Source organism: Verrucosispora sp. WMMD1129, assembly GCF_029581255.1.
In the GTDB taxonomy this organism is placed as follows: domain Bacteria; phylum Actinomycetota; class Actinomycetes; order Mycobacteriales; family Micromonosporaceae; genus Micromonospora; species Micromonospora sediminimaris.
This window is the reverse complement of the sequence record NZ_CP120741.1, coordinates 2,412,844-2,436,518: the sequence shown is the minus strand read 5'-3', so window position 1 is coordinate 2,436,518 and position 23,675 is coordinate 2,412,844. Positions and strand designations below refer to the sequence as shown.

Below are 23,675 nucleotides of genomic sequence, written 5' to 3'. Positions count from 1 at the left end.
GTGGAACCGCTGTACGGGCCGATCAAGGACTACGCCTGGGGTTCCCGCTCGGCGATCGCCGAACTTCAGGGGCGGCCGGCGCCGAGCGCGGTACCCGAGGCGGAGCTGTGGCTCGGTGCGCATCCGGGCGCGCCGGCCGCCGTCGAGCGTGACGGCGGGCGGATCGCGCTCACCGAGGTACTCGCCGCCGAGCCCGTCCAGTGGCTCGGCCGCCCGGTGCTCGACCGGTTCGGGCCCCGGCTGCCGTTTCTGCTCAAGGTGCTGGCCGCGGCGGCCCCGCTGAGCCTTCAGGCCCATCCGGACGCCGAACAGGCGCGGGCCGGTCACGCCGCCGAGCAGGTCCGCTCCGGTGGGCACCGCAACTACGTCGACCCGTTCCACAAGCCGGAGCTGCTGGTGGCGCTCGGGCCGATGGAGGCGCTGTGCGGGTTCCGGGATCCCGCCGCCTCGGCGCGGGCGCTCGCCGCGCTGGGCGTACCACAGCTGCGGCCGGTGCTCGACGCGTTGGCCGCCGGGCCGGCGGGACTGGCCGAGGCCGTACGCCGGCTCCTGGAGTGGCCGACGGCGGAGCGGGCCGACCTGGTGGCGGCGGCCCGGGCGGCGGACGGCCCGGACGCGGACCTGGTGGCCCTGCTGGCCGAGGCGTACCCGGCCGACCCCGGAGTGCTGGTGGCCCTGCTGCTCAACCGGGTGCGGCTGGCCGCCGGTGAGGCGATCTGGATGCCGGCCGGCAACCTGCACGCCTACCTGCGCGGCACCGGGGTGGAGGTGATGGCCGCCAGCGACAACGTGCTGCGGGGCGGGTTGACCCCGAAGCACGTTGACGTGGCCGAACTGCTGCGGGTGCTCCGTTTCGAGGTGCTCGACCGGCCGGTGGTCGCGCCCCGGGAGGTCGCCGACGGGGTGGTCACCTGGCCGGTGCCGGTGGACGACTTCGCGCTGCACCGGGTGACCGTCGGCGACGGTCGGTCCGAGGTGACGTTGGCGGTGCCGGGCCCCCGGGTGGTGCTCTGCACCGCCGGCCGGATCACCGTGACCGACGGGGTGGCGCCAGTGACTCTCGGCTCCGGCCGGGCGGCGGTGGGACCGGCCGCTGGCGGTTCACTCACGGTCACCGGTGAGGGTGAGACGTACGTCGCCTCCACCGGTCAGGTCTGAGTCGGCTGCGGTTCTTGGGTGAGGTCAGCTGGCGACCGACAAGTCCGACTTTCCCGGAATAGCTTGACTCGGCACTTGCTCAGTGTGACTCTATAGGTGCGTAGCGTTATCGCGACGATGGTCCGAGAACGCGCGGGGGAACCAAACCGGGGGGATGCACGGGGCGGACGGAGATGGGCGGCACACGTCCACACCGGCCGCCCCGTGCGCTGTCCGTAACCACCCCGACCGCGCGCCGTCAACCCGCGTAAGGTGGGAGGTTGCGCAGCACCATCGTCCGACAGGAGCTTTCATGACCAGCACCCTCCCGGCGTCCGCCACTGGCACGTCGTCCGAGGTCCGGCCGCGTACTGTCGCCGAGGGCGACTACAAGGTGGCGGATCTGTCGCTCGCCGAGTTCGGGCGCAAGGAGATCCGCCTCGCCGAGCACGAGATGCCCGGCCTGATGGCGATCCGGCGTGAGTTCGCCGACGCGCAGCCGCTCGCAGGAGCGAGGATCACAGGGTCGCTGCACATGACGATCCAGACCGCCGTCCTGATCGAGACCCTGGTCGCGCTCGGCGCGCAGGTCCGCTGGGCGTCCTGCAACATCTTCTCCACCCAGGACCACGCCGCCGCCGCGATCGTCGTCGGCCCCGAGGGCACCGTCGACGCGCCGTCAGGTGTCCCGGTGTACGCCTGGAAGGGCGAGACCCTTGAGGAGTACTGGTGGTGCACCGAGCAGGTGCTCGACTGGCCCGACGGGGACGGCCCGAACATGATCCTGGACGACGGTGGCGACGCCACGCTGCTCGTCCACAAGGGTGCCGAGTTCGAGAAGGCCGGCGCCGTGCCACCGGTCGAGTCCGCCGACTCCGAGGAGTACGCGGTCATCCTCGGCCTGCTGCACCGCTCGCTGGCTGCGGGCGGCCAGCGGTGGACGCGGATCGCCGCCGGCATCAAGGGCGTCACCGAGGAGACCACCACCGGCGTGCACCGGCTCTACGAGATGCACCGCGCCGGCACGCTGCTCTTCCCGGCCATCAACGTCAACGACTCGGTGACCAAGAGCAAGTTCGACAACAAGTACGGCTGCCGCCACTCGCTCATCGACGGCATCAACCGGGCCACCGACACGCTCATCGGCGGCAAGATGGCCGTCGTGTTCGGCTACGGCGACGTGGGCAAGGGCTGCGCTGAGTCGCTGCGCGGCCAGGGTGCCCGGGTCGTGGTGACCGAGGTCGACCCGATCTGTGCGCTCCAGGCGGCGATGGACGGCTACCAGGTGGCCACCATGGAAGACGTGGTCGAGCAGGCTGACATCTTCATCACCGCCACCGGCTGCTATGACGTCATCACCAACGAGCACATGGCCCGGATGAAGCACCAGGCCATCGTCGGCAACATCGGCCACTTCGACAACGAGATCGACATGGCCGGCCTGGCGAAGCGCTCGGATGTCACCCGGGAGAACATCAAGCCGCAGGTCGACCTCTGGAAGTTCGACGACGGCCACGCGATCATCGTGCTCTCCGAGGGGCGCCTGCTGAACCTGGGCAACGCCACCGGCCACCCCAGCTTCGTCATGTCGAACTCGTTCGCCAACCAGACGATCGCCCAGATCGAGCTGTACACCAAGACCGACGAGTACCCGATCGGCGTGTACGTGCTGCCCAAGCACCTCGACGAGAAGGTCGCCCGGCTGCACCTGGACGCGCTCGGCGCCAAGCTGACCACGCTCTCCAAGGAGCAGGCCGCCTACCTCGGCGTCGCCGTGGAGGGCCCGTTCAAGCCGGACCACTACCGCTACTGAGCATCGACGTCACCTCCGGGGCCGACCGCACCGGCCGACCCCGGAGGTGGCCGTCCGGGTCGCGGCGCGGCGGCCGACGTCAGGGCCTGCCGCCTGATCATCCGGGCCGGTGAGCGGTGGTCAGCGGGTACGGCGGCGGGTGGGGCGGATCCACGTCCATACACACCAGAGCAGCCAGGCCACCGACACCAGTGCCGCCAGGGTGCGCAGCCGCAGTGCGCTGAGTAGCACCACCACCGCGAGCACCGCGAGCCAAGGCCCGAAACCCTTCATGCCGACCGCCCAGGTGGATCATCGGTGGGAGTGGCCCGGAACTGCTGCCACAGCGCCTCGGTGAGCGTGCGTTCACCGGCGAGGAGGCGACGGGCCCGCCGGTGCCGCTCGGCGATGACGGCGGCCAGACAGGCCACCTCCGATCGCCCGGCCGGTGGCGGCGGGCTGGTAACCGCGGCGACCTGCCCCCACAGCAGCCGGGCCAACTCGCCGCGCGCCGGCTCGCTGAACCCGTGGGCCCGGGCCAGGTACTGCCGGACGGCCAGCGCCAGCCCCGCGTCCAGCCGGCTCAGATCCAGCGAGTACGCCCAACCGGCCAGCTCCGGCACCGTCGCCGGCACCGGCCGCCACCTCGTCGCGGGCCGGGTGTGCACCACCAGGGTGCCCGCCGCCAGGTCGCCGAGACGTCGGCCGCGAGTGTCGCTGAGCATCACGGTCAGCCCGACCGCCCAGGAGAGCAGCGGCAGCACCAGACCCGGCCATTCCACGGCGACCCCGACCAGCGCCCGGGTCAGCGACTGCCGGAACCCGACGGGAGCGCCGTCGAGGCTCACCACCCGCAGCCCGACCACCGCCTTGCCCGGCGTCCGGCCGTCGTTGAACCGTTCACAGAGCACCGGATAGCCGACCAGGAGCAGGACGAGCCCGACGGTGAGCAGGGCGCGTTCCATCGCCGCGTCGAGCATCCCGTACGGCAGGGCGGCCAGGGCCAGCCCGGCCAGCGCGGCGAGCAACAGCCCGGCCACCAGTTGCACCAGCACGTCGAGCAGGAGTGCGAGCACCCGGGAGCCGACCCGCGCGGCCCGCACGTCCAACTCGACGGCCTCGCCGCTGACCAGCCCGGCGTCGCCCCAACCCGGGGCGGTCCACGCTCGCGCCGCTGTGCTCACCCCGACAGTGAACACTATGATCGCGCGGTCGGAGGTGGCCGGTGGATGTCGACGCGTACGTCGCGGAGCACGGCGGGCAGTGGCGTCGGCTGAATCAGCTCTGTGGTCAGCGGCGGCTCGACCCGGCCGAGGTCGACGAACTGGTCGCGCTCTACCAGCGGGCCACCACTCAACTGTCGGTACTGCGTAGCCGCTCGCCGGACCCGGCTCTGGTCAGCGAGCTGTCCCAGGTGGTGCTGCGGGCGCGGGCGCGGCTCACCGGTCGGCCCCGACCCTCCTGGTCGGCCGTACGGCGATTCCTGCTGGTCGGCCTGCCGTGCGCGATCTGGCGGGCGGCGCCGTGGTGGTGCGCGGTGGCGACCGCCTTCACCCTGCTCACCTTCACCCTGATGTGGTTCGTGGCGGACAACCCGGAGACGGCGGCGGCATTCATCGGCGACGACGAGGCCGCCAACCTGGTCGAGTCCGGCTTCGCCGGCTACTACACGGAGTTCTCCGCGCCGACGTTCGCCTTCCACCTGTGGACGCACAACGCCTGGTTGGCGGCGAAGTGTCTGGCGGCGGGGGTGCTGATCGTGCCCGTCGGCTACCTGCTCTGGCAGAACGCGATAAACATCGGCGTGGTCGGCGGGGTGATGGTCTCCTACGGCCGGGCGGACGTCTTCTTCGGCCTGATCACCCCGCACGGCCTGCTGGAGCTGACCGGCGTGTTCGTCGCCGCCGGGGTGGGCCTGCGCATCGGGTGGGCGTGGATCGCGCCGCCGGAGCAGTTGACCCGGGGGCAGGCGGTGGCCCGGGCGGGACGCGACGGCGTGCTGGTCGCCGTCGGTCTGGTCGCCCTCTTCGCCGTCGCAGCGCTGATCGAGGCCTTCATCACCCCCGCCCCCCTGCCGACCCCCCTACGCATCGCCACAGGCGCCACCATCTGGCTCGCCTTCCTCACCTACGTCCTCCTCCTCGGCCCCCGCACCCACCCCGTTGATCATGAAGTTGACGGCACTCATGGAGATCAACTTCGCCGCTAACCTCGTGATCAACGCGGGGCGGAGCGGGGTGGGTGGATCAGAGTTGGGCTTGGGATTTCAGGGCCAGGTAGGTGTCGGCCAGGGCGGGGGCCAGGTGGGTGGCGGGGGCGTCCACCACTGTGACGTTGTGGCGGGCGAGTGCCTGGGTGAGGCGGTCGCGTTCGGCGAGCGTGCGCCAGGCGGCAGCTGCGGCGTACGCGTCCGCCGGACGTCGCGGGGGCGCGGCGGTGAGTCGGGTCAGCACCGGATCCTGGGCCGCCGCCACCAACACCCGGTGCCGGGCGGCCAGCCGAGGCAGCACCGGCAGCAGACCGTCGCCGAGCGCGCCGGGTTCCAGGGCGGTGAGCAGCACCACCAGGCTGCGCGGGCGGTGCCGCCGGAGCAACTCGCCGGCGATCAGCCGGAAGTCGGTCTCGACAAGCGTGGGTTGCAACGGAGCAAGCGCGTGGGCCAGCCGGTTCCACTGTCCGGGCCGTTCGGCACCACCGACCGAGGCCCGGGGTACGGCGTCCGCCGCGAGCACGTCCACCCGGTCACCGGCCCGCGCCGCCAACGCGCTGAGCAGCAGCGCCGCCTCGATCGAGGCGTCCAAGCGCGGCTCGTCGCCCACCCGCACCGCCGAGGTGCGCCCGGTGTCCAGCACGCAGACCAGCCGCCGGTCCCGCTCCGGCCGCCAGGTGCGGACCAGCACCTCGGCCCGCCGGGCGCTGGCTCGCCAGTCGATGGACCGTACGTCGTCGCCGGACACGTACTCCCGCAGCGCGTCGAACTCGGTGCCCGGTCCGCGTCCCCGACCGACCTGTGTCCCGTCGATGACGCGCAGCCGCGACAGCCGCTCCGGCAGGTGTCGGCGCGAGTCGAAGCGGGGCAGCACCCGTAGGGTCCACGGCGGCGTACCCGGCCGGCCACCCCACTGGCGGAACGCCAGCCCGAGCGGCCCGACTGAGCGGACGGTCAGGGCCACGGCGGGTCGGTCGCCCCGACGGGTGGGGGTGAGGTGGCTGGGCAGTGTCAGCACCTCACCGGGTGCGGCCCGCACCACCCGGGTCGGCGGCACCTCCGGCCGGGCCCCGGCCGAGGGCACCCAGGCGTCGCGGACCCGGGCCCGCAGCGGCCGACCGGAGGCGTTGCGCAGGTACAGGGTGACCGTGGCGGTGCCACCGAGCCGTACGGCTCGTTCACCGGTGCGTTCGGCGGTCAACGCCCGCAGCGGCGCGGCGAGCGCGAGGTCGAGCCCGACCAGCAGCAGCACCACGCCGACCATCACCGCCACCCCGACGAAGGGTGCCGGCCACGCCGGCAGGGTCAGCGCCCCTGCCGCCAGCAGCGCCGCCACCCGCCAGGTCATCGCGGAGTCGGCACGGTGGCCAGCACCGTGTCCAGGATCGGATCCACCCCGACACCCTCAAGTTCGGCCTCCGGCCGCAGGCGCAGCCGGTGCCGCAGGGTCGGTCGGGCCATCGCCTTGACGTCGTCCGGCACCACGTGATCGCGTCCGTTCAGCCACGCCCACGCCTTCGCGGTGCCGAGCAGGGCCGTCGCACCGCGCGGCGAGGCGCCCAACTCCAGGGCCGGGGTGGCGCGGGTGGCCCGGCACAGGTCGACGACGTAGCCGAGCAGCGGTTCGGCGACGTGCACGCGGCCCACCGCCGCACGTGCGGCGGCGAGGTCGGCCGCGTCCGCCACCGGGCGTACGCCGGCTGCGGTCAGATCCCGGGGATCGAAACCGGCGTGGTGGGCCCGGAGCACACCCAGTTCCTCGTCCCGGCTGGGCAGCGGCACGGTGAGTTTGAGCAGGAACCGGTCGAGCTGGGCCTCCGGCAGCGGATAGGTGCCCTCGTACTCCACCGGGTTCTGGGTGGCGGCGACGATGAACGTATCGGGCAGCACGCGTTGCTCGCCCTCGACGGTGACCTGCCGTTCCTCCATCACCTCCAGCAGCGCGGACTGGGTCTTCGGTGGCGTGCGGTTGATCTCGTCGGCGAGCAGCAGGTTGGTGAAGACCGGCCCCTCCCGGAAGGTGAACGCCGCGGTCCGCGCGTCGAAGACCATCGAGCCGGTGACGTCGCCGGGCATCAGGTCAGGGGTGAACTGCACCCGCCGTGAGGTCAGGTCCAGTGCGGCGGCCACGGTACGCACCAGCAGCGTCTTTGCTACCCCCGGCACGCCCTCCAGCAGTACGTGACCACGGCAGAGCAGGGCGACGATCAGCCCCGTGACCACGCCCCCCTGGCCCACGACCGCCTTGGCCACCTCGGCGCGGAGCCGGTGCAGCGCGGCCCGGGTGGGATCGGAGGCGAGCTGGTCCACGGTCGTCGCGGGTCGGGTCACCGGTGGTCTCCTTCGGATCGGGGCTTCGGCAGCCGGGGCGGGGCCGGCGGGTCGGCGACGGGCTGCGCGGGGCTCGGCCCGCCGGCACGCGTCACGCGGTCCAGCTCACCGGCCAGCTCCAGCAGGTCCCGGTCGGTTGGGGGCGCGTCGCCGTAGAGCAGCTCGTGGATGGTGTCGGGCCGGTCGCCGGTGCGGGCGGCGACGGTGGCGGCGACCGTGGCGGGCGGCGCCTCGGCGGGCAGGTGCACCCGTCGTGCCAGCCGGGCGAGCGTCGCGGTCCGGAGCAGTCGGGCGGTGCTCTCGCGGGCTCGCGCCCGTTGGTAGAGCCGGCCCCGGCCGAGGACCGTCTCGGCGGCGGGCACGGAGACCGGCAGCGGTTCCGGCGTGGGCGGGCCGAGCCGGCGGGCCCGGCCGATGGCGATCAGCAGCGCCGCCAGGCCGAGTTGCAGCAGCAGCGCCCAGAACCACGGCGGGAAGGCCGACCAGAGCGGGTTGGGCTCCCCGGAGGAGCCCCGTGAGCCGGGGCCGGACGCCTCACCGCCCGGACGGCCACCCGGTGCCGTCTCGCCGCTCTCCCCGCTGTCCGAGTCCTCCGGTTCGCCGGGGTCGTCGATGTCGTCGTCGCGCTCCGGCAGCGGCCGGGTGGGTGCCGGGCTGGGTTCGGGTGGCGGCGGCGCCGGGCCGTCCAGGTCGAGCCAGACCACCCGGCCGGAGGTGCCGAGCAGCCCGGTGGCGAAGACGAGGTTGTCCCATTCGTCGATCCGGCCGTTGCGGAACGGGTCACTGGCGCCCACCACCACGCTCTCGGCGGCGCCGGGCAGGCGGGCCAGCCCGCCGGCGTAGCAGAGATCGACGCCGCCGGGAGCGCCGGTCGATGCGTACCGCTGGCGGGCGACGGCGGCGGTGGCGGCGGGTGTGACCTCGGCCAGTGGGCAGGAGCCGTCGACGCCGTGCGGCGACACGGCCCGGGTCGCCCACCGTCGGCCTGCCGGGCGCAGCGGCAGCCCGGCGGCGGCCAGCACCCGCCGGGGCGGGTCGACCAGTACCAGCCGGGTGCCTCCGGGCAACAGACCCAGGTAGCCGACGGTGCGCGGGTGCAGCAGCTCGGGCGCCGGAACGAACAGGGTGGTCGGGGCGGGTCGGGTGGCCAGCAACGCCCGGAGGGTGTCGGTCTCCCGGTGCACCGTCACCCCGCGCTCGCCCAGGATCGCGGCGAGCCGGCTGCCACCGTGGTCCTCGGTCACCACCGGGGAGAGGAAGCCCCGGTCGGTCTGGTCCGGCTGGTCGATCTCGCGGGTGACGAGTGTGACCGCGATCAGTAGTACCCCCACCAGCACCGGAACGATGATCCGGTGACGGCGCCCGGGTGCGCTCACCGGTCGTCGTCCTTCGCTGGCGGGGCCGCGGCGAGCAGGTCTCCCAGCCGACCGGCGTGGTCGCGCATCCGGTGATCGTGCTCGGCGGTGGCCGGGCGCTGTGCGTACCACACCTCCGAGAAGATGGCGGCGGCGGCGCTCAGCGGCGGTTCGGCCGGTGGATGGTGGGCGCTGGCCTCGGTGACCACCTCGGCGACGGTCATACCGGGCCGGACCTGCACCACGCGCCGATCGGTGAGCTGGTGGAGCATGCCGCGCAACCGCTCGCGGACCGCCTCGTCGTAGCGGCCCTCGGCGGCCAGCCGGTCGGCCATCACTTCGGTGCCGACCGGGCCGGCCGAAGGCGGTGGGGCGACGGTCACCGGCGGGGTCTCGGGCTTCCGCGCCGTGCCCTCGGTGCGGCGGCGTCGGCGCGGCCGGGGCAGCCGGCGGGGCAGCCAGGCGGGGAAGGTGTACCAGGCCGTCGCGGTAAGCGCCGTGGCCAGCACCAGCAGCAGCGTGGCCAGCGGCAGCGGCAGGTGGTCGCCGAGGGCTGCGGTGGTTTCGGTCCACCAGCGGCTGATGCTCATCCGCCGACCGCCAGCAGGTCCTTGGTACGCGGTGCGGCGGGCGCCCGGGCGAGCCGGATGTCCAGGCCCTCGGTGCGGATCCGGGTCTCCAGATGCACGACCGCGTCCAGGCAGGCCAAGGCGGCATAGGCGACCGTGTTCACGGCCGCCCAGACCAGCATCGCCACGGCATCGGTCCAGCCCTCGGTGACCAGGTCGAGTGCGGTCACCCCGGTGAACAACCCCCAGCCGAGCCCGACCCGGATGATCCACCAGACGAGGTAGCCGAGTACCCGCAGCGCGGCGGCCCGCCCGGTCAGGCGCAGCGCCAGCGCGACGGAGCGGTTGATCGCGCGTACCGGTGCGACCCGGTCGACCACCAGCGCCGGTGCCACCGCACCCAACAGGGCGAATCCGATGAACCAGACGGGGCCGAGCAGGGACGCGAGCAGCATGACCGCGCCGACGGCGGGACAGAGCAGGACGGTGGCGCCCCAGCGGCCGCCGGACCCCCATGCGTCCGTGGCGGCGGAGCGCCCGCCGACCAGCGCGCCGGCGGCGGCGTGGGCGGCGGGGTTGCCGAGCAGCAGAATGATCATTGCTTCGGTTGCCGCGCCGAGGGCGAGCAGGAACCAGAAGATGCCGAACTCGCTCAGGCCGGACGGCCACCACAGCGGCCCGGTGGCACCCATGGCGGTCCGTAGGGGCAGCAGCAGGAGTTGTTCACCGGCGGCCAGCACGGCGGCGAGGGGCAGCAGGACCGCTGCCTGGCCGCGTAGCAGCAGCACCGCGGAGTCGAGCAGTTCCCCGCTGGTGAGCGGGCGACCGGGGAGTACGACGGTCGGGCCTGTTTCGGGCACGCGTACTCCTGGGAGGCGGTGATGGTGGCGCGCTGCGGCGCACCCGGGGATCATGTTGACACGCGCGGTCACCCGGGGTGCAGACCCGCCCCCGGGGTGGCACGTGCGGGCGGTAGAACCGAGCGGTGCTGGGCACGGCCCACCTGACGGCAGTAGCGTGCGGGTGACGCCGAGCCCACCGAACTGACGGGATGGAACCATTAACCCCATGAGAGCCCGGGTACTGGTGGTCGACGACGACCCCGCGCTCGCCGAGATGCTCGGCATCGTGCTGCGCAGCGAAGGCTTCATGCCCTCGTTCGTGGCGGACGGGGAACGGGCGTTGGCCGCGTTCCGCGACAATCGGCCCGACATCGTCCTGCTTGACCTGATGCTGCCCGGAATGAGCGGTATCGACGTGGCACGGGCGATCCGGGGCGAGTCCGGAGTGCCGATCGTGATGCTGACCGCCAAGAGCGACACGGTCGACGTCGTGCTCGGTCTGGAGTCGGGTGCCGACGACTACGTGGTCAAGCCGTTCAAGCCGAAGGAACTGGTGGCCCGGATGCGGGCGCGGTTGCGCCGCGGCGAGGACGCCGCGCCGGAGCTGCTCACCATCGGCCCGCCCGGCAACCAGATCGCCATAGACGTACCGGCACACACCGTCAGTCGCAACGGCGAGGAGGTGAAGCTGACGCCGCTGGAGTTCGACCTGCTGGTCGCACTCGCCCGCAAACCGCGTCAGGTCTTCACCCGGGAGGTGCTGCTCGAGCAGGTCTGGGGTTACCGGCACGCGGCGGACACCCGGCTGGTCAACGTGCACGTGCAGCGGCTACGAGCCAAGATCGAGCCGGATCCGGAGCGCCCCGAAATCATCCTCACCGTTCGCGGCGTGGGCTACAAGGCGGGCACCGGATAGCCTTGGTCGCACTGTGACCACCTCCCCGATCCCCGATCTCGACCCGACCTCCCGCCGGCGCGGTGCCGCGTGGGAGTTGTGGCGTGGGGTGAGCGGGCGACTGGCCCGATCACTGGCGAGGCTGCACCAGACCTGGCGCCGGTCGTTGCAGGTGCGGGTGGTGACCATCACGTTGGTGACCTCCAGCCTGCTGGTCGGCGGATTCGCCTACCTGATCGCCGACAAGATCACGAGCATTCTGCTGGACAATGCCAAGACCGACGTCCAGTTGCGGCTGCTCAACGGCGCGGAGTACGCGGCCAAGCAGTTCAGCCTCTACAGCCAGCCTCAGGAGGCGCAGCTCCAGGAGACGATCGACGGCACGGTCAACTACCTCGCCGGTGGCGACCCCCAGCAGAACAGCGGCGTGGTGGTGGCCCTCACCGCGGACAACTGGCCCGGAGTGATCGAGGCGCGCACCTCACCGTCGGCGAACGTCCGGCCCCTGATCAGCCCCGAGCTGCGCGCCGCGGTGGCCGACGGGAACGTGGCCAACCAGATCCGCACCGGCCGGCTCACCGGAGACGCCGAGGCGAAGTACCTCGTCTACGGCTCGCCGGTGCCGACCCGCTTCGGCCAGGTGGAGCTCTACTACTTCGTGCCGCTGACCCTGCAGGACACCACGGCGGCGCAGGCGCGGGCCACCGTGGTGGCCACCGGAGTCGCCCTGGTGCTGCTGCTCGGGCTGCTCGCCGCCCTGGTGACCCGGCTGGTGGTGATTCCGGTACGGGTCGCCGCCCGGACCGCCCAGCGACTCTCGGCCGGCCTGCTCGACCAGCGGATGGCCGTCAACGGCGAGGACGACCTGGCGCTGCTCGCGGCTTCGTTCAATCAGATGGCCACCAACCTGCAACGGCAGATCCTGCGACTGGAGGAAATGTCCCGACTGCAACGTCGGTTCACCTCCGACGTGTCGCACGAACTGCGGACCCCGCTGACCACGGTACGGATGGCCGCTGATCTGATCTTCGCCGAACGCGACGAGTTCGATCCGGCGGTGGCACGCAGCGCCGAGCTGCTCCAGGCCGAGCTGGACCGCTTCGAGGAACTGCTGACCGACCTGCTGGAGATCAGCCGGTTCGACGCGGGCTTCGCGGTGCTCGACGCCGAGCCGACCGATCTGGTGCCGGTGGTCCACCGGGTGGCCGACCGGCTGGCCGGGCTGGCCGAGCGGGTCGGGGTGGCCATCGAGCTTGACGTCCCGACCGCCCCGGTGATCGCCGAGATCGACCCACGACGGGTCGAACGGGTGCTGCGCAACCTGGTCGGCAACGCTGTCGAGCACGGCGAGGGCCGGCCGGTGCGGATCACCCTGGGCATGGACGAGACCGCCGTCGCGCTTACCGTCCGCGACCACGGCGTCGGGCTCAAGCCGGGCGAGGAGAAGCTGGTTTTCAACCGGTTCTGGCGGGCTGATCCGTCGCGGGCCCGGCAGACCGGCGGGACCGGCCTGGGCCTGTCGATCAGCCTGGAGGACGCCCGACTGCACGGCGGCTGGCTGGAAGCGTGGGGTGCACCGGGGCAGGGCGCGCAGTTCCGGCTCACCCTGCCGGCACGCGCCGGCGATCGGCTCACCACCTCGCCGCTGCGGCTGGTGCCGGCCGACGCCACGCTGCCGTTCGGTGGCGCGCCTGCCGGTGGGCTGCTGGCCATCGGGCCCGGCCCGGCCGGCGCGCTCGCCGTCGGCCCGGCTCCGGACGCGGTGCCGCCGGCCGAACAGCCGCGCGCGGAGGTGGGCTCGTGAGGCGACGGTTGCTGACCGGGGTCCTCACCGGCGTGCTGGTGCTGGGTGTCGCCGCCGGCTGCGGGATCCCCGACCGCAGCGAGGTGCAGATCGAGCAGCGTGGGCCGGCCGCGGAGACGAACTGGTCGTTGGGACGCGGTACCGAGCCACCGACGCGGGAGGCCAGCGGCAGCGACGCCGAGGCGTTCGTGCGCAACTTCCTGGCCGCGGCGGCCGGCGAGCCCGACCGGGCGTACGAGCGGGTGAAGCGGTTCATCGCGACCGCGGACCGCAACGGGCTGCCGGACAAGCAGGGCAGCGAGGTGGCGCTGTCGGTGGTGCGGCTCACCGACGATCCGGTGATCGAACCGGACGTGGACAGCATGAAGGTCACCATCAGCGTGCAGCAGGTCGGGCTGCTGCGGGCCAACGGGATCCTGGTGCCGCCGGTGGCCACCGAGTCGACGTACGAGTTCCGGCTGATCAGTGCCGGCCCGGTGGGTGAGGACGACGCCGGCTACTACGTCAGCGACCCGCCGAACGTGCTGCTGCTCAGCGACGACGCGCTGCGCCGGTACTACCAGGCGGAAGCGATCTACTTCTGGAACTCCGACCGCACCCAGCTCGTGCCGGACCAGCGGTACCTCTCCTCGGCCGTACCACCGCAGCGGCGGGTGAGCGAGGTCGTCCGGTGGTTGACCGCCGGCCCGTCGGACTGGCTGCGGATCGGTGTCTCCGGTCTGCCCGACCGCACCGAGATGATCAACAATGCCACCGGTTCAGACGGCCGGTGGGAGGTAAACCTGGACATGCCGGGCGCTGACGAGCGGCGGCTGGAGCAGCTCGGTACCCAGTTGGCGTGGTCCCTGCGGGAGCTGCACGGCACCGTTGAGGTGAAGATCCTCAACCAGTCCCGTAAGGTGATCGACCTTGCGGAGCAGCGCCGGCTGAACCCGCTGGACCTGATCGAGGTCAACGCACGGCGATACTGCGTCTACGAGGGGGCGATCCACTCGCTGACGGTGGCCGGCGAGGCCGCCGGCTCGGTACCGGTGGCGCCCGAGGTCAACCACGACATCGTCTCGGCCGGACTGCGTCGCGTCGACGCTGACGTCCTGGTCGCCGTCGTGATGGCCGGTGAGGACGGGCGGCAGCGGCTGGCCGTCGGGCGGAGCGGCGGCGTGGTGGAAACCCTCACCACCGGTCCCAGCAGGTACGCCGAGATGAGCCGCCCGGTCTGGATTCGCAGCGACGGCGCCCGCCCGACCGGCCTGGTGGTCGCCGACGGCCGGCTCTACCGCTTCGATGACCAGGCGGCGACGCGGCAGGTGCAGCTCAGCCTGCCGGGCCGGGTCACCGCGGTGGCCCCAGCCCTGGACGGGCACCGGCTGGCGCTGATCGTCGACGGCACGTTGCACGTCGCCGCGATCAACTGGGAGGGCGGCGTACCCACAGTGGGCCCGGCCCGACGGCTGGTCAGCTCGCTGACCGACGCCACCGCAGTGGACTGGTCGGCGGCGAACCGCCTGCTGGTGGCGGGCTCGGCGGGTCGCCCGGCGATCTACGACGTGACCGTCGACGGTGCCCTGGAGACCCCGCTGCGGGAGGACACCGGCAGCCAGGTCGACCACCTCGCCGCGTACCCGGCCACCGCCGAGCGGTCCCCGCTGGCCGGCTCGTTCATGTACGAGGCGAACGGGGTGGCGTACCGCAGCAACCCGTTCGACCGGATCAACCGCGACCAGGTCCAGGATGTGACACCGCCGCCGGCGGGGGTGCGTCCGGGCAACCCCACCGCCCCCGTCTTCCTCTACTGAGCAGGCCGTGACGGGCGGGCTCTGGGCGGACCTGGCCGACCTGGTGCTGCCCACCGAGTGCGCCGGCTGTCGGGAACGCCGCCCCGGCCTGCGGCACGGGGTCTGCCCCGACTGCGTCACCGCCCTGCGGGCGCTGCGCCCGGGGCCGGTGCGACCCGTCCCGGCCCCGCCGGGTCTGCCGCCCTGTCACGCCCTGGGTGCGTACGGCGGGCCGCTGCGGGAGACGCTGCTGGCGTACAAGGAACACGGCCGGCACGGTCTTGCCCGGCCACTGGGTGCGCTGCTCGCCGAGGTCGTCGCTGCGGCGGTCGGTTCGGTGGGGCCGGTGCTGCTGGTGCCGGTGCCGGACACCCCGGCGGCGGCCCGGGCCCGCTACGGCGATCACCTGAGCCGGTTGACCCGGCACTGCGCCCGCCGGCTGCGGGTGGCAGGCTGGCCGGTCCGGGTGCACAACGCGGTACGTGCCGCACCCCGACCGGACTCGGTGACGCTGGACAGCGCCGGGCGGGCGGCGGCGGCCACGGCTGCCTTCCGGGCCCGTTCGAGCCGCGATCCGGCCATCGCGGGGGCGAGGGTGGTCCTGCTGGACGACATCGTCACCACCGGGGCGACCCTCGCGGCGGTCAGCCGGGTACTGACCGTGCGCGGGTTGTCGCCGTACGGGGCGGCGGTGCTGGCCGCGACACGGAAAAGGCACCAACAGTGACCGATCGTGTTTCCGTTTCACCCCTTCGTGTATGAGGTGTGGAAATTCTCCGGGCGGTCTTGGCGACCGGGGGTGACTGTCGGGCTAACAGGAGTTAGCGTTTGGCTGTCGGGGGTAGGAAGGCCATCCCACCCGCTCCCGGCGGTGAGAGGAGGCGTAGCCGTATTGACCGGTCGACGCCGAATGGGGCCGTCCCCCGGGCGCGACCGGAGTTCCGGATCGAAGACCGTCCGAACGAGGGAGGTCACGTGGACATCGTGGTCAAGGGCCGTAACGTCGAAGTGCCGGACCATTACCGGGTGCACGTAGCAGACAAGCTTGCGAAGATCGAACGCTACGACCACAAGCTCATTCGTGTCGATGTCGAACTGTTCCACGAGCGCAATCCGCGCCAGGCCGATCACTGCCAGCGGGTGGAGATCACCTGCTATTCACGTGGCCCGGTGATTCGGGCCGAGGCCTGCACCAGCGACTTCTACAGCGCGCTGGACTCGGCGATCGCCAAGCTCGACTCCCGGCTGCGTCGCGCGGCCGACCGGCGTCGGGTACACCGGGGCCGGCACGCGCCGCTGTCGGTCGCGGCCGCGACCGCGGGCCTGCCGGTGACCGACCTTCCCGCGCTGTCCGCCCCCGCGGAGACCAGCAGCGCCGCCGCGGAGACCAGCACCGCCACCGCGCTGGCCGAGCGGCCCGAGGAGGAGTACGCCGACGACCAGCCGTGGCACATCGCCCGGGAGAAGGTGCACCCCGCCGAGCCGATGACCATCGACGACGCCCTGTTCCAGATGGAACTGGTGGGCCACGACTTCTATCTCTTCCAGGACAAGGAATCCGGCCGCCCGAGCGTGGTCTACCGGCGGCACGCCTACGACTACGGCATCATCTCGCTGGACATCTGACCGTGACGGCGGCCCGGGTCGGTAGCCACCCGACCCGGGCGCCGTCGCGGACCTGGGCCGTCGGGTCCCCGGATCAGCCCAACGGATCCGTCGTCAGCAGGCCGTAGACCGTCGAGTCGGCCCGGCTACCCGCCGCGCCGGGTAGCCGACCGCGCAACAGCCCCTCTCGCCGGAATCCGGCCTTCTGCAGCACCCGCTGGGAGGCGGCGTTCTCCGGCAGAGTGCCGGCCCACAGCCGGGACAGTCCGACGTGGTCGAACCCCCACCGGGCGAGTAGCCGTACCGCGCGGGTGGCGTAGCCGCGTCCGCGCCATTCCGGCAGCAGGCTGTAACCGAGCATCGCCTGGCCGCTGGCGGGCTGGTCGGGCAGGAGCATGCAGCTGCCGGCGAACTCCCCGGAGGCGGCGTCGAGGATGGTCATCGCCGCGGCGGTGCCGACCAGCCACTGGCTCTCCGCACCGTGGCAGCGTCGCTCGATCTCATCCCGGGTCGGCGCCTCCGGGGGCACCCGACTGGCCACCACCTCCGGGTCGCTGTGCAGGCGGTACATCTGCTCGTTGTCGTCCGGTCCGAGCCGACGCAGCACGACCAGCCCGTCGGTGAGTCGACCGTCGGGCAGGTCCGGCAGCGGGCGCTCCGCCGGTCCGGGCGGGTCGTCGGCGAGCCGTACCCACACCATCCGGTCCCGCCGGCCGCCGCCTCGAACTGCCAACGCGGCTCGGCGTACCCCCTCGGGACGGAAGCCGGCGGCCAGCGCGACCCGTTGGCTGGCCGTGTTCTCCACCCGGGTGAGCAACTCCAACCGTGCGGTGCCGGTGGCGAACGCGTGCTCGGAGAGGGCGCGGGTGGCGGCGGTGGCCACCCCTCGGCCGCGCGCCCACGGTGCCACCCAGTAGCCGATCTCGGCCTGGCCCCGCTGCGGCACCACATGGCTCAGACCCACGGTGCCGAGCAGCCGGTCGGTCGTCGGGTCGGCGACGGCGTAAGCGGCGCCGCCACCGGCGAAGGCGGCGGGCGCGCTCTCCGTGATCCACAGGCGCGCATCGGCCTCGGTGTACGGGTCGGGCAGGCCGTCGAGGAAGCGCTGGGTGAGCGGATCGGCGCAACCGGCCGTGACGTCCTCGACGTCGTCGAGGCGGAACGGCCGAAGCCGCACCCCGTACGCCTCGATCCGCTGCGTGCTGCGGTGCGGCGCGGTCATCACAGGTCCTCGGCGAGCAGTGCACCGACCCAGGCGTCGACCCGGGTGCCACGGTGGTGGAGGGCTCCGCGCGCGGTGCCCTCCATCGCGAAACCGGCTTTCTCGGCGGCTCGGCGGGAGGCGACGTTGCCCACGTTGGCCCGCCATTCGATCCGGGCCAGCCCCAGGGTGGTGAAGCCCCAGGTGCACAGGGCCGCCAACGCAGCCGGCTGGTAGCCCCGCCCCCGGGCGTGCGGCGCGGTCATGAAGCCGACGTCGGCCAGCAGCGGGTCGGTGGCCGACAGCCGCAGGTCGATGGAGCCGGCGTACCGGTCCGCAGGGTCGGTGAAGACGAAGTTGACGCTGGTGCCGGCGGCCCAGGTGGCTCGCACGAACCGTAGGAAATCCTCGGCGTCCGTCCGCGTGTAACCCTCCGGCACGGTCGTCCAGCGCAGCGTATCCGGGTCCTGGCAGGTGGTGACGATCGCGTCGAGGTCGCGCTCGTCCATGGGACGCAGGCTCAGCTCGTGTGTGCCGGTGGTGGCGAACAGGGTCGGTTGGGGCCGACCGAAGACGGCCGCGCGTCGGGCGTCCAGGGTGCCCGGACCGGCCGGGCCGACCTCGCCGGGTGCCGGTACGTCACCGGGCAGCAACGTGCCGAACCACTCGTGGGCGCCGCCGGCCGGGTCGGCGGCCCGTAGCCGTCCCTCGATCCGGATGCCGGACCGCAGGGCGACCAGCCGGGAGGCGTGGTTGCCCACCTCGGCTCCCCAGAGCAGTCGGCGCAGTTTCAGCTCGTCGAAGGACCACCGGGCGACGGCCCGGACGGCGCGGACGGCGACCCGCCGGCCCCGCGCCCACGGCGCGGTCCAGTACCCGATCTCGCTGAGTTCGTGGTTGCGGTCGATGGTGTTGAGCCCGCAGGCACCGAGCACCTCGCCGCTGGCGGCGTCACAGACCGCGAAGGCCGCGCCGGTGCCGAGTTCCCACTGGCGGGCCCGGTCCGCGACGAAGCTCTGCGCGTGTTCGTACCGGTACGGGCGAGGTACGGTGGTCCAGCGCTGGATGTCCGGATCCTGGCAGGCGCGGTAGACGGCGTCGGCGTCGGTCGCCTGCCATGGCCGCAGCAGCAGGCCGTCCTCGGTGATCTCCACGGGCTCCACCGGGCCATCGTGCCGGATCGTTCGCGCACGGCGTAACCGGATAACCGGGACGCGGACGGGAGCGGGGAGTGTTATGTCGGTTTCGCGGCGGCCGACCAACGCCACCAGTGACCATCGGCCCGATGGAACGCCTACGATGGTTCGAGACTGTCTAGGGGAGCGTTGATCCGTGTCGATTCTGGAAAAGGTCCTCCGTGCGGGCGAGGGGCGCATGGTGCGCCGCCTCAAGGCGATCGCCGCCGCCGTCAACTCGATCGAGGACGACTACGTCAACCTCACCGATGATGAGCTGCGCGACATGACCGAGCAGTTCAGGGAACGTCTCGCCGAGGGTGAGACCCTGGACGACCTGCTGCCCGAGGCGTTCGCGGTCTGCCGGGAGGCGGCGGCCCGGGTGCTCGGCCAGCGGCCGTACGACGTGCAGGTGATGGGCGGCGCGGCGTTGCACTTCGGCAACATCGCCGAGATGAAGACCGGTGAGGGCAAGACCCTGACCTCGGTGATGCCGGTCTATCTCAACGCGCTCTCCGGCAAGGGCGTGCACGTGGTCACGGTCAACGACTACCTGGCCCAGCGGGACGCCGCCTGGATGGGGCGGGTGCACGAGTTCCTCGGTCTGACCGTCGGTGTGGTGCTGCCCAACCGGCCGGCGACCGAGCACCGCGCGGCGTACGAGTGCGACATCACCTACGGCACGAACAACGAGTTCGGTTTCGACTACCTGCGCGACAACATGGCCTGGTCGAAGGACGAGCTGGTCCAGCGCGGCCACAACTTCGCCGTGGTCGACGAGGTCGACTCCATCCTGATCGACGAGGCCCGGACCCCGTTGATCATCTCCGGCCCGGCCGAGCACTCCGCCCGCTGGTACGGCGAGTTCGCCGCCGTGGTGGCGCGTCTCCAGTCGGGCAAGGACGGCGAGGGCGACTACGAGGTCGACTACGCCAAGCGCACCATCGCGGTCACCGAGCGGGGCGTGGCGAAGGTCGAGGACCGGCTCGGCATCGACAACCTCTACGAATCGGTGAACACTCCGCTGGTCGGCTACCTGAACAACGCGATCAAGGCCAAGGAGCTGTACAAGCGCGACAAGGACTACATCGTCAGCGACGGCGAGGTCCTGATCGTCGACGAGTTCACCGGCCGGATCCTGCACGGTCGCCGCTACAACGAGGGCATGCACCAGGCGATCGAGGCCAAGGAGGGGGTGGAGATCAAGCAGGAGAACCAGACCCTGGCCACCATCACCCTGCAGAACTACTTCCGCCTCTACGACAAGCTCGCCGGCATGACCGGTACCGCCCAGACCGAGGCGGGCGAGTTCAACAAGGTCTACAAGGTCGGCGTGGTGACCATCCCGACCCACCGGCCGATGATCCGCGAGGACCGGGCCGACGTCATCTACAAGACCGAGCAGGCCAAGTTCAACGCGGTGATCGAGGACATCGCCGAGCGGCACCAGGCAGGTCAGCCGGTGCTGGTCGGCACGGTCTCGGTGGAGAATTCCGAGATCCTGTCCCAGCTGCTGCGCCGCCGGGGCATCCCGCACTCGGTGCTGAACGCGAAGTTCCACGCCCGGGAGGCGGAGATCGTCGCCCAGGCCGGTCGCAAGGGCGCGGTCACGGTGGCCACCAACATGGCCGGCCGGGGCACCGACATCCTGCTCGGCGGCAACCCCGAGTTCCTCGCGGCCAACGAGCTACGCCAGCGCGGGCTGGACCCACTGGAGAACGCCGAGGAGTACGACAAGGCCCTCGAAGAGGTCCTGCCGAAGTGGAAGCAGGCCTGCGACGCGGAGGCCGAGGAGGTCGCCTCCGCCGGTGGGCTCTACGTGCTCGGCACCGAGCGGCACGAGTCCCGGCGGATCGACAACCAGCTGCGTGGCCGGTCCGGCCGGCAGGGCGACCCGGGCGAGTCGCGGTTCTACCTGTCCCTGCAGGACGAGCTGATGAAGCGGTTCCGCTCCGGTGCGGTGGAGGCGGTCATGGACCGCTTCAACATCCCGGAGGACGTGCCCATCGAGTCGAAGATGGTCACCCGCCAGATCAAGAGCGCCCAGGCTCAGATCGAGGGGCAGAACGCCGAGATCCGCAAGAACGTCCTCAAGTACGACGAGGTCATGAACAAGCAGCGCCAGGTGATCTACGCCGAGCGGCTGCGTGTACTCAACGGCGAGGATCTCTCCGACCAGGTACGCAACATGATCAACGACACCATCGAGGCGTATGTCCGGGGGGCCACCTCGGACGGCTACGCCGAGGACTGGGATCTCGAGCAGTTGTGGTCCAGCCTCAAGCAGCTCTACCCGGTGGGCATCACCATCGAGGAGTTGGAGGAAGAGGCTGGCGGGTCCCGGGCCAGCATCGACGCCGACTTCCTGCTCGCCCGGCTCAAGGATGATGCGAACGCCGCGTACGACAGGCGTGAGGAGCAACTCGGCGCCGAGGGCACCCGGCAGCTGGAACGGATGGTGCTGCTCCAGGTCATCGACCGCAAGTGGCGTGAGCACCTCTACGAGATGGACTACCTCCAGGAGGGCATCTCGCTGCGGGCGTACGCCCAGCGCGACCCCGTGGTGGAGTACCAGCGCGAGGGCTTCGACATGTTCGCCACCATGATGGACGGCATCAAGGAGGAGACTGTCGGTTTCCTCTACAACCTTGAGGTGCAGGTCAATGAGCCGGAGCCGGAGGCCGAGGAGGTCCAGCTGCTGGAGAAGCCGGTGGAGATCCGGGCCAAGGGCCTGGGTCGTGCGCCGCAGCAGCAGGGGCTTCAGTACTCCGCGCCCACCATCGACGGTGAGGCCGGTGCCGGTGGCGTCGCCGTGCAGCGTGAGGAGCAGCGGGCTCCCGCGCTCGGCATCGGCCGTCCGGACCAGGCCGCCCCGGCGGCACCGGGGCGCACGGCACCGACCGCGCCGCAGCGTCCTGCCGGTGGTCTGCGCGGTCCGGCGGTACCGGTCGGCAACTCCCGCCAGCCCGCACCGGGGCAGGCGACCGCCAGCAACGGACCGTCCCGCAACGCGCCGTGCCCCTGCGGCTCGGGTCGTAAGTACAAGCGCTGCCACGGCGCGCCCGGCGGCACCTCGGCCGGCTAGGAATCCACCCGACTCCGAAAGATCGCGCCCGATCCTTGATCGAGTGGCCTCGCACCGCGGACACGGCCACTCGCTCGGGAATCGGGCGCGTTCTCGTCCGGCCTCCCGTCCGCGACGGTCAGGTCGTGGGGCGGGTCGTTCAGAGAACCCGCAGGTCGGTGCAGAGCCAGTTGCCGCGCCGCTGCTCCAGGCGCAGCGCCATCGCCCAACTGCGACCACCGGCACCGGTGAGCACGGCGGCGGCCTCGATGGCGCTGGAGCGGGGCTCGCAGACGCGCAGTCGACGCAGCCGTATCCCGGGTCGCGCGGAACGCCGTCGGGCCGGTGCCCCGTGAGCGGTGGCCCGGGCCAGCTCGGGCAGCAGCACGGTGACCCGAGCCGGGTCAAGCTGACGCCGTAGCTGCACCGGCGGCCGGAAGCCGTTGAACACCTCCAGGCAGGTGGCGACGAAGCGGTGGGCGACCCGGGTGGCTGCCGGGGTGGCTGTGGTCAGGGCCCCGGCCGGCAGGTGCCGGACCGACGCGTGGCCGGGCCCGGCCGGCCCGGATCCGGTGGGCAGGGCGGGCTCAGCCGACCACGGCACCCCCGGCGCGACCGGCCGGCTGCCGGAGCGCGAGGCCGCCCACGGCGGCGGTGGCCGGTCCGGGCCACGGCCTCCGGGCCAGTGCCGGGCGGCGGCGAAGAGGTCGAGGGCCAGTTGGCCGTCGGTCGGTCGGGGCCAACCGGTGGTGTCCTCGTCGACGGAGGGCGGCTCGAAGGCGGGCGCCGGCCGCAGCCGCACGGGTGGGCGCGCCGGCCCGGGTCGCCGGAGGTCGGTCATCGCGCTGCCCCCTGCCATGAAGCTTGCGTTTGCCTTCGTTTGCCTTCGACAGCTTCGATTGTCGGGCATGGCAGAGCCGGCGGTCAATGGCGTGCCCTGTCCTACCGTTCGTCGGGGTCGCGTTCCGCCAACGGGTTGCCGCGTACCCACTCGGCGGTCTCGGCGTACTTGCGCTGGATGTACTCCTCCAGGCGGGCCCGCTCCACGCGCCACTGCCCCCGGCCGCCGATCTTGATCGCGGGCAGCTCGCCGCTGCGTACCATGTGGTAGACCTGCGAGTCCGACACGTTCAGCTCGGTGGCCACGTCGGACAGGAGCAGGAACCTCGGTTCCACCGAAACTCCCCGGGTTGACGTCGTTCGCCTCAGTTTGCCACCGGCAGCCGCCTCCCGACCAATCCGCCCGGCGACCCGGCGGGACACACCGGCCGGTCGACGGAACTTCCACGAAGGCGATGCGGGGTGTATGACGGTCAGGGCGGACGGGCAGGGCCGGACGCCGGGCCCGGCGTGTCGTCGCCGGGCGGAGCAGAGCGGGGGAGACCACGGTGACCGACGAGCTTGTCCGGGTCTACGTGCCGGCGACCGTGCCGATGCTGGCCAGGCTGCCGGAGCACGGCCTCGCCGCGACGCAGGCGCACGCGGTGACCCCGACGCTACGCGAGTGGTATGCGGAAGGCGACGAGGAGGAGTTGGAGTACGTCGCCTTCACCCGCGCCGCCCAGGACGCCCTGCAACTGATCCGGCACGACCCGGCCGCACCCCGTCGACGGGTGGTCGTCTCGGCGGACCTGCCCGCGACGGCGATCGGCCGGGGCGACGGAGAACTTGGCTCCAGCGTGGTCGAGCTGCGGGCCCCGGTGCCGGTCGCGGCCGTCGCGGCCGTGCACGTGGACGGGGTGGACGCCGCCACCGACGTCGCCGCCGCCGTCCAGATGGTGCTGGAGGCGTTGGCCGGCGACCCCGACGCCCAGTTCACCGTCGACGGTGCCGAGGACCATGAACTGGAGTGGTACGACCCCAGCGAACTGGAGTCGCTGCTGCGCGCCACGGCCACGGAAGGCTGACCGCTGTCCGGGGC

The 23,675-nt window shown here is 72.2% G+C and carries 21 protein-coding genes; 10 read left to right on the top strand and 11 right to left on the bottom strand.

Annotated features, from left to right (window positions below):
• Both manA and ahcY read left to right on the top strand, forming a co-directional pair.
• Entirely contained in the window at nucleotides 1–1,158 is a 1,158-nt protein-coding gene (gene manA, locus O7624_RS11095) for a mannose-6-phosphate isomerase, class I (protein WP_282239950.1), read from the top strand.
• A gap of 292 nt (nucleotides 1,159–1,450) precedes the next feature.
• Nucleotides 1,451–2,950 (top strand): adenosylhomocysteinase, encoded by a 1,500-nt coding sequence (gene ahcY / locus O7624_RS11090; RefSeq protein ID WP_282239949.1) that lies wholly within the window; start codon nucleotides 1,451–1,453, stop codon nucleotides 2,948–2,950.
• A 120-nt stretch (nucleotides 2,951–3,070) separates the two neighbouring features.
• Here the strand turns inward: ahcY and O7624_RS11085 are convergent, their stop codons facing one another.
• Nucleotides 3,071–3,223, bottom strand: a complete 153-nt coding sequence (locus tag O7624_RS11085; protein ID WP_282239948.1) for a hypothetical protein — start codon at nucleotides 3,221–3,223, stop codon at nucleotides 3,071–3,073.
• Nucleotides 3,220–4,113: an RDD family protein gene (locus tag O7624_RS11080; RefSeq protein WP_232511307.1), complete on the bottom strand. Its 894-nt coding sequence runs from the start codon at nucleotides 4,111–4,113 to the stop codon at nucleotides 3,220–3,222. Before O7624_RS11080 ends, O7624_RS11085 begins: the two co-directional genes overlap by 4 nt.
• A 41-nt stretch (nucleotides 4,114–4,154) precedes the next feature.
• Between O7624_RS11080 and O7624_RS11075 the strand changes: the two genes are divergently transcribed.
• Nucleotides 4,155–5,138: a stage II sporulation protein M gene (locus O7624_RS11075; protein WP_282239947.1), complete on the top strand. Its 984-nt coding sequence runs from the start codon at nucleotides 4,155–4,157 to the stop codon at nucleotides 5,136–5,138.
• Nucleotides 5,139–5,175: 37 nt separating this feature from the next.
• Here the strand turns inward: O7624_RS11075 and O7624_RS11070 are convergent, their stop codons facing one another.
• Genes O7624_RS11070 through O7624_RS11050 form a run of 5 tightly spaced genes read right to left on the bottom strand, consistent with a single transcriptional unit; the run spans nucleotide 5,176 to nucleotide 10,253 of the window.
• Nucleotides 5,176–6,486: a DUF58 domain-containing protein gene (locus tag O7624_RS11070; protein WP_282239946.1), complete on the bottom strand. Its 1,311-nt coding sequence runs from the start codon at nucleotides 6,484–6,486 to the stop codon at nucleotides 5,176–5,178.
• Complete coding sequence (locus tag O7624_RS11065; RefSeq protein WP_282239945.1) at nucleotides 6,483–7,469, bottom strand: MoxR family ATPase; 987 nt, start codon at nucleotides 7,467–7,469, stop codon at nucleotides 6,483–6,485. The genes O7624_RS11070 and O7624_RS11065 overlap by 4 nt, the downstream gene beginning before the upstream one ends.
• Entirely contained in the window at nucleotides 7,466–8,845 is a 1,380-nt protein-coding gene (locus tag O7624_RS11060) for a DUF4350 domain-containing protein (protein ID WP_282239944.1), read from the bottom strand. Before O7624_RS11060 ends, O7624_RS11065 begins: the two co-directional genes overlap by 4 nt.
• Nucleotides 8,842–9,414 carry a DUF4129 domain-containing protein gene (locus O7624_RS11055; protein WP_282239943.1) on the bottom strand — a complete coding sequence of 191 codons (573 nt, stop codon included), beginning with the start codon at nucleotides 9,412–9,414 and terminating at the stop codon, nucleotides 8,842–8,844. Before O7624_RS11055 ends, O7624_RS11060 begins: the two co-directional genes overlap by 4 nt.
• A complete protein-coding gene (locus O7624_RS11050; protein WP_282239942.1) occupies nucleotides 9,411–10,253 on the bottom strand; it encodes a hypothetical protein in 843 nt (280 codons plus the stop codon). Before O7624_RS11050 ends, O7624_RS11055 begins: the two co-directional genes overlap by 4 nt.
• 208 nt (nucleotides 10,254–10,461) lie before the next feature.
• Between O7624_RS11050 and mtrA the strand changes: the two genes are divergently transcribed.
• From mtrA to raiA, 5 genes are all read left to right on the top strand, one after another.
• Nucleotides 10,462–11,151 carry an MtrAB system response regulator MtrA gene (gene mtrA / locus O7624_RS11045; RefSeq protein WP_093406568.1) on the top strand — a complete coding sequence of 230 codons (690 nt, stop codon included), beginning with the start codon at nucleotides 10,462–10,464 and terminating at the stop codon, nucleotides 11,149–11,151.
• Between the two features lie 13 nt (nucleotides 11,152–11,164).
• Nucleotides 11,165–12,934 carry an MtrAB system histidine kinase MtrB gene (mtrB, locus tag O7624_RS11040; RefSeq protein WP_282239941.1) on the top strand — a complete coding sequence of 590 codons (1,770 nt, stop codon included), beginning with the start codon at nucleotides 11,165–11,167 and terminating at the stop codon, nucleotides 12,932–12,934.
• Nucleotides 12,931–14,730, top strand: a complete 1,800-nt coding sequence (locus O7624_RS11035) for an LpqB family beta-propeller domain-containing protein (RefSeq protein ID WP_282239940.1) — start codon at nucleotides 12,931–12,933, stop codon at nucleotides 14,728–14,730. The genes mtrB and O7624_RS11035 overlap by 4 nt, the downstream gene beginning before the upstream one ends.
• Before the next feature lie 43 nt (nucleotides 14,731–14,773).
• Nucleotides 14,774–15,436: a phosphoribosyltransferase family protein gene (locus tag O7624_RS11030; protein WP_282240605.1), complete on the top strand. Its 663-nt coding sequence runs from the start codon at nucleotides 14,774–14,776 to the stop codon at nucleotides 15,434–15,436.
• A 248-nt stretch (nucleotides 15,437–15,684) separates the two neighbouring features.
• On the top strand, nucleotides 15,685–16,335 hold the full coding sequence (gene raiA, locus O7624_RS11025) for a ribosome-associated translation inhibitor RaiA (RefSeq protein WP_093406573.1): 651 nt from the start codon (nucleotides 15,685–15,687) through the stop codon (nucleotides 16,333–16,335).
• Between the two features lie 73 nt (nucleotides 16,336–16,408).
• Here the strand turns inward: raiA and O7624_RS11020 are convergent, their stop codons facing one another.
• Nucleotides 16,409–17,536, bottom strand: coding sequence for a GNAT family N-acetyltransferase (locus tag O7624_RS11020; protein ID WP_282239939.1), 1,128 nt, complete (start codon nucleotides 17,534–17,536; stop codon nucleotides 16,409–16,411).
• Entirely contained in the window at nucleotides 17,536–18,678 is a 1,143-nt protein-coding gene (locus O7624_RS11015) for a GNAT family N-acetyltransferase (protein WP_282239938.1), read from the bottom strand. The genes O7624_RS11020 and O7624_RS11015 overlap by 1 nt, the downstream gene beginning before the upstream one ends.
• A gap of 169 nt (nucleotides 18,679–18,847) precedes the next feature.
• Here O7624_RS11015 and secA point away from each other — a divergent pair, with 169 nt between their 5' ends.
• Nucleotides 18,848–21,775 (top strand): preprotein translocase subunit SecA, encoded by a 2,928-nt coding sequence (secA, locus tag O7624_RS11010; protein ID WP_282239937.1) that lies wholly within the window; start codon nucleotides 18,848–18,850, stop codon nucleotides 21,773–21,775.
• Nucleotides 21,776–21,914: 139 nt separating this feature from the next.
• Here the strand turns inward: secA and O7624_RS11005 are convergent, their stop codons facing one another.
• On the bottom strand, nucleotides 21,915–22,595 hold the full coding sequence (locus tag O7624_RS11005; RefSeq protein ID WP_282239936.1) for an Rv3235 family protein: 681 nt from the start codon (nucleotides 22,593–22,595) through the stop codon (nucleotides 21,915–21,917).
• Between the two features lie 101 nt (nucleotides 22,596–22,696).
• Nucleotides 22,697–22,930, bottom strand: a complete 234-nt coding sequence (locus O7624_RS11000; protein ID WP_210941021.1) for a helix-turn-helix domain-containing protein — start codon at nucleotides 22,928–22,930, stop codon at nucleotides 22,697–22,699.
• A 212-nt stretch (nucleotides 22,931–23,142) separates the two neighbouring features.
• Between O7624_RS11000 and O7624_RS10995 the strand changes: the two genes are divergently transcribed.
• Nucleotides 23,143–23,661 (top strand): hypothetical protein, encoded by a 519-nt coding sequence (locus tag O7624_RS10995; protein WP_282239935.1) that lies wholly within the window; start codon nucleotides 23,143–23,145, stop codon nucleotides 23,659–23,661.
• Nucleotides 23,662–23,675: the final 14 nt, after the last annotated feature.